The sequence below is a fragment of the Sphingomonas sp. A2-49 genome (assembly GCF_025548555.1).
Classification (GTDB): Bacteria; Pseudomonadota; Alphaproteobacteria; order Sphingomonadales; family Sphingomonadaceae; genus Sphingomonas.
Window position 1 is genome coordinate 1 of the sequence record NZ_JAJLPA010000049.1, and the last position, 1,203, is coordinate 1,203.

General features: G+C 65.4%; 1 protein-coding gene. It reads right to left on the minus strand.

Going from position 1 to position 1,203, the window contains the following annotated elements:
* Window positions 1–111: 111 nt before the first annotated feature.
* The coding region (locus LPN01_RS19010) for a YihY/virulence factor BrkB family protein (RefSeq protein ID WP_262829996.1) at window positions 112–1,203 on the minus strand (1,092 nt) is incomplete at its 5' end.

The following is a 1,203-nucleotide window of genomic DNA, read 5'->3' on the forward strand; positions in this document are numbered from 1 at the left end:
AGAAGCCGGGAAGCGAGATGGGCGATCGGGATAGCTGCCCCTGGGTAACGACAGACCGCGCGTGATTCGTCGTGCACCGCCCTCCCTCGGATGCGTGGGCGACGTTGAAAGTCAGTCTTGCCGCTTCATCCAGCTGAGCGCAGCGGCGGTCGCGAGCAGCGCTCCGCCGACCGGAGCGTGCCCTTTGCGCCGGAGCATTGCCAGCCCGCTTGTCGCGAGCACCGACGATAGCATTCCCACCTTCTGCAGTCCCGCCAATCCCCCCACTCGGCTGCTAGCTAGTGCGGCCAGGTAGTTTTTGATCTCGGACCCGTCGGCCGGAACTTGGTCCCCCTTGGCGCCACCATCTCCAAGCCCCGGGCTGTGGGTTGCCGTCTCGCGTTCGCCTGCCACGGTGTCGGCCGCATTCGCGCCGCGCTTACCGAGCGGCTCGTCGGCTCCGACCGTGGTATCCTTCGCGGTCTGTCGCTCGAGCTCGCAATTCACTTCCGCACCGAGCAGCAGGATGTAGGCAGACAGGTACAGCCAAGTCAGCAGTACTACCGCCGCGCCCAATGAGCCGTAGGTCGCGTCGTAACTGCCGAAGTTGGCAACGTAGATTGCGAACCCGGCCGTCGCGGCGAGCCACGCGAGCGTCGCGCCAACGGAACCTGGGCTGAGCCACTTCCATTCGGCCTTGTCGCGATTGGGAGCGTACCGGTAGAGCGTCGCCGCGGCGGCTGTGCCGGCTCCCGCCATGACGACGTAGGTCCCCATCTTGGCGACGACGAGTACCCAGCCAGGTGCCCAAGGCAGCATCGTGTCGAGGTGCCCGAGTGCAGCGATCGCGATCGTCGCCACGATTGCCAGCAGTACTGCGCCCGCGGTGATCGCCAGCGTGACCAGCTGGAGCCGTATGAAACCGCGCGTCTCCTCCTCGTCATAGGCAATGTTGAGCGCGGTGATGATAGCGCCCGCACCTTTCGTCGCCCCGTAGAATGCGATCAGCAGCGCTAAGAGGAGGCCGAAGCCCTTCTTGCCGCCGGACGTGGTGACCACATTCATAAGCTGCTCGCCGATGAGCTTGGCAGCCTCGCTCGGCATGACCGAGGTCAGACCCTGAACGTTGCGGATGACGGATTCGGGGCTGGCGACGAGCCCGTAAGAAAGCACAACCGCGCCGAGCATTGGCACCAGCGCCAGAACCCCGCAGAACGCGACGCC